This window comes from Marinimicrobium sp. UBA4509, assembly GCF_002388575.1.
GTDB classification, from domain to species: domain Bacteria; phylum Pseudomonadota; class Gammaproteobacteria; order Pseudomonadales; family Cellvibrionaceae; genus Marinimicrobium; species Marinimicrobium koreense.
This window is the reverse complement of record NZ_DGMV01000035.1, coordinates 47557-52054: the sequence shown is the minus strand read 5'-3', so window position 1 is coordinate 52054 and position 4498 is coordinate 47557. Positions and strand designations below refer to the sequence as shown.

General features: G+C 58.6%; 2 protein-coding genes. Both read left to right on the top strand.

Translation table 11 applies throughout. From position 1 onward, the window contains the following. The coding region (locus B3520_RS05155; RefSeq protein WP_286875559.1) for a GGDEF domain-containing protein at nt 1-1609 on the top strand (1609 nt) is incomplete at its 5' end. 100 nt (nt 1610-1709) lie between these two features. Continuing rightward, the gene (locus B3520_RS05150; RefSeq protein ID WP_286806241.1) at nt 1710-4424 is read left to right on the top strand and encodes a pectate lyase family protein; all 2715 of its coding nucleotides are present in this window, start codon (nt 1710-1712) and stop codon (nt 4422-4424) included. Nucleotides 4425-4498 lie beyond the last annotated feature (74 nt).

Below are 4498 nucleotides of genomic sequence, written 5' to 3'. Positions count from 1 at the left end.
GGGTATTGCCGCTGCGAAGGATGAGTCGGCGTTGGTTGAGGTGGCTATTCAATTGAAGTGGCGCCACCAGTTTCAGTTCGCTGGGTATTATGCCGCGATCGAGCAAGGTTACTATCGGGATGCAGGCCTGAACGTGACGCTGTATGAGCGCAGTGAAAGCCGATCGCCCATTGACCAACTGATGAGTGGTCGAGTGGAATTCGCCGTGGCGGATACCGGGGCATTGATTTACCGCGCCTCGGGTGTACCGCTGGTGGCGCTGGCGGCGATTTTTCAGTCCTCGCCTTCAGTGTTGGTGACCCGCGCGGATGGGCCGATAGACTCACTTTACGACCTGAAAAATCAGCCCGTGATGCTCAGCGGCGGCTACATGAATGCGGAGTTGCTCGCGATGCTGGCCAACGCCGGAATGGCGGTGGATGATGTTCAGGTGGTGCCGAGTGAAACCTCGCTGGAACCGCTGATCTCCGGGGAGGTGGCAGGTTATAACGGGTACAGCACGAATGAGCCCTTCGAGTTTACCCGCCGTTCCATTCCCTACCGGGTATTTCGTCCGAGCGATTACGGTATCGACTTCTACGGCGATATTCTTCTCACCACGGAAACGATGCTGAATACCGCCCCCGATGTGACTAGGAATTTTCTAGAGGCGACTCGACGGGGCTGGGATTACGCCCTGACCCATCCGGACAAAGTGGTGGACCTGATCCTGCGGGATTACAACACTCTTGGTAAAAGTCGGGAGCACTTGATGTTCGAGGCGGAAGCTTCGAAATCACTGATACTGCCCAATGTGGTTCCCGTCGGCTACATGAACGAAGAGCGGTGGCGACATATAGAGTCGGTGTTTCGCGACCAGGGATTGCTGACCGGGGAAGTGGATCTGAATGCCTTCCTCTACAGTGCGGAACCGGACTCCCTGTTTGATGAGCTGTTCTGGGCCCACCGGTGGTATTGGCTGGTGGCGTTGGTGTCGATGGTCGGCCTTGCGCTGCTGCTGCACGCGCGGCGGCTCCATGCGGAGGTGGCCGTACGCACGCGCCAGCTCAGCGATGCCAAACAGCAGGCGGAGCAGGAAGCGCGAACCGATTACCTCACCAACCTGCCGAACCGTCGGCATCTGCTCGAGTGTCTGGTTCGTTATTCCGCTCAATCGCAACGTCATGATCTGCCCCTGTCTTTGATCATGATTGATGTCGATTACTTTAAGCGAGTCAACGACCAGTACGGCCACGCCGCCGGCGATGAGGCGCTGCGGCAGGTGAGCGCTTTGCTGGCAGAGTCGGTACGCACCGGTGATATGGCCGCGCGCATGGGGGGAGAGGAGTTCGCCATAGTCTGTCTCAACAACGATGCTCAAGAAGCGGTAGCGCTTGCGCAGAGACTCTGCCAGGACATTGCGAGCACACCAGTTACTTTTGGCAGCACTGAGTTCAGCCTGACCGTCAGTATGGGCATCGCGGTGTATGAACACGGCGAAGCGGTCTCATCCCTGTTACAGAAGGCCGATCTGGCCCTATACCAAGCCAAAGCCGGTGGTAGAAATCGGGTGCAAACCTGGCAAGCGGAGGGGGACGTGCCTTCTGGTCCCCGCGCGGCAAGTCCGTGACAAGACGATAAGGCTCATAATATACTGCCCGAGAGAACTGTGAGAGATCCTGCACCATAGCAGGGCAAACCACCCCTATAAAAAACATCTGGTGGATACTATGACAATCAACCCTCATCCCGGCCGGTGGCTGGGTGTGCTCCTGTGCGCCAGTCTCGCCTCCGAGGTGCTGGCTCAAGATCCCGTTGTGAAAGTGGACCTGGACTTTGCCGGCCGCCAGACGTCGGAAGTCAATGAACCGGGTTATACGCCCTGGTCCATCGGTAGTGTCAGCACCGCTAGCGAAACCTTCGACGGTGTGAGCGTGACGTTTACCCAAAGCGGTGGTGTCGGCCTGCGCTCGAACTGGTTCAAAACCCATATTCTACCCCCCTATTTCGCCCGATTGGTGAGCGATGGCCTTCTGGTGGATTTCGGTGACGGTGAACCACAGAAAAAAGGGGCCATCACCATGACGCTGTCGGATTTGCCCGCCGGTGAGCACAGCCTGCTGGTGTATCTGAACTCGGTTGACGGCTGGGCCGACACCACAGTGGCGCCTCTGGATATTTATGTGGATGGTGTTCAGGTCGAGAACGACCTGGCCATGACCAATCGCGTCGAGGAGAACACCGCGGCGCAGACGGCGTACCTGACGTTCGACAGCACGGGTGACGATGTTGAAGTTCGGTTCGAGGCCGATACTGGCGCCGGCGCGGACATTGAAGCCGTGGTGATCAATGGCTTTGAATTGAACACGCCCAATGTGGCCCAACAAGCCCGACAACCCCTCCCGTCCGACGGTGATCGACATGTCGAAACAACCGACGGCCACCTGACATTGAACTGGACGCCGGGTCCGGACGCGGTTGCCCATGAGGTGTATTTCGGGACCGATGAGGCTCTGGTGAGTGACGGCGACAGCTCGGTTTATTGGGGGCGCCAGACGAACAGTGAGTTTGCACTGCAGGGGCTGTACAGTCGCGAAGAGTATTTCTGGCGGGTGGATCAGGTTGACCAGGAGGACCGGATCACTCGCGGTAATGTCTGGTCATTTCAGCCACGTCAGCTCGCCTTTCCCGACGCCGAAGGCTATGGTCGCTTTGCACTGGGTGGTCGTGGCGGTCAGGTAGTGAAAGTCACCAACCTGAACGACAGCGGCCCGGGCAGTTTGCGCGCGGCGGTGGAAAACGATATCGGCCCGCGCACCATTGTGTTCGACGTGTCTGGCATCATTCATCTGGAATCGCGTCTGACCATCAGTGATTCATATGTGACTGTGGCGGGACAGACCGCGCCCGGCAAAGGCATTGTGGTACGGGGCGCACCCTTTGGGGTCAGTGGTGCCAGTGACGTGGTGATGCGTCATATCCGGGTGCGCCTGGGGGCCGGCACCACCTACGATGGCATCGGTCTGCAGGGTGCAGATCACGCCATTGTCGATCACAGCTCGATCAGTTGGACCATCGATGAAGCCTTCTCTTCCCGCAGCGCGCGCAACATCACGTTGCAGCGCACTCTGATTGCCGAAGCATTGAATGTGGCGGGGCATGACAATTACCCCTCGGGCACGCGGCACGGTTACGCGGCCAGTATCAGTGGCGATATTGGCAGCTTCCACCATAACCTGCTGGCCCATAATGAAGGCCGGAACTGGTCGTTGGCCGGCGGGCTGGATGGCAACGGGGACTACGCCGGGCGGTTGGATATTTTCAATAACGTGGTTTACAACTGGCGCAGCCGGACCACCGATGGTGGCGCTCATGAAGTGAACTTCGTCAACAATTATTACAAGCCGGGCCCGGCCACCGAAGAAATGTACGCGCTCAATGTGGAGTACGATAATTTCCCCGGAACCCAGCGTTACTACTGCTCCGGTAACGTGATTCCCGGCCGCGCGGACGAGAGCAACCAGACCGCCGTCTGCCGGGTGAAAAGTGGCAGCGCCAACGGTTATGAGACCTGGGTGGATGAGCCGTTTTTCCCCTCCCGTGCCGAAGTGCACAGTGCCGTCGAAGCCTACAAACGGGTGTTGTCCGATGTGGGGGCCGGGGGCTTGATGCAGGACGATCAGGATCTTCGGGTCATTCAGGAAACGCTGACCGGCACGACCATCTACGAAGGCAGTTACACCGGAGAGCCGGGTTTGCCCGATCACGAAGACGACGTGGGCGGCTATGAAGATTATCCCTACCTGCAGCGTGATCCCGATTGGGATAGCGACGATGACGGCCTGCCCGACTGGTGGGAAAAACTTCATGGCCTGAACCCGCTCTCCGGCGGCGACGACTTTGCCGATGCCAATGCGGATCCCGACCGGGATGGGTACACCATGTTGGATGAGTACCTGGACTGGATGGCTCAACCTCACACAATGATCCGCGAGGGCGAAACCGCCGAGTTAAATCTTGCCGATCTGTTCCGTGGCTATACCGACGAGCCGGCCTATTCGATCATCTCAGTCAGCAATGGCTCGGTGGCGCTTGAAAATGGCACGGCCTTTTTTACCACCGAGGCGTGCGGTCTGGCGGAGATTGCGTTGAGCGTGGAGGACGCCGACGGTCACACCATGACTCGAACCGTCCATGTGTTTGTGGACACCGATCCCGCCGGCGAGTGTGAGCGCAGTCCCGAGTATGATGACGATCATACGCCGGCGGGACCGGCGGATGGACAAAGCGATGAACAACCGGCCCCCGACGGCGGTGATGACGGTGTCGATATGAGTAACGATACAACCAGTGGCGGCGGTGGTAGCGTTTCTTTGACCGGGCTGGTGATGTTGTCGCTTCTGGTCTGGCGTCGTCGCCCGCGAGTTCGGATCAGGATGGCGTAGGGAGAGCGACCGGTAATGCAACAATATAGGATCAAGACGCTTGTGGCTGGCGTGGGGTGGCTGTTGGCAATAAC

Coding starts and splice junctions, on each gene's coding strand:
- B3520_RS05150 (WP_286806241.1), top strand. CDS start 1,710: ATGACAATCAACCCTCATCCCGGCCGGTGGCTGGGTGTGCTCCTGTGC.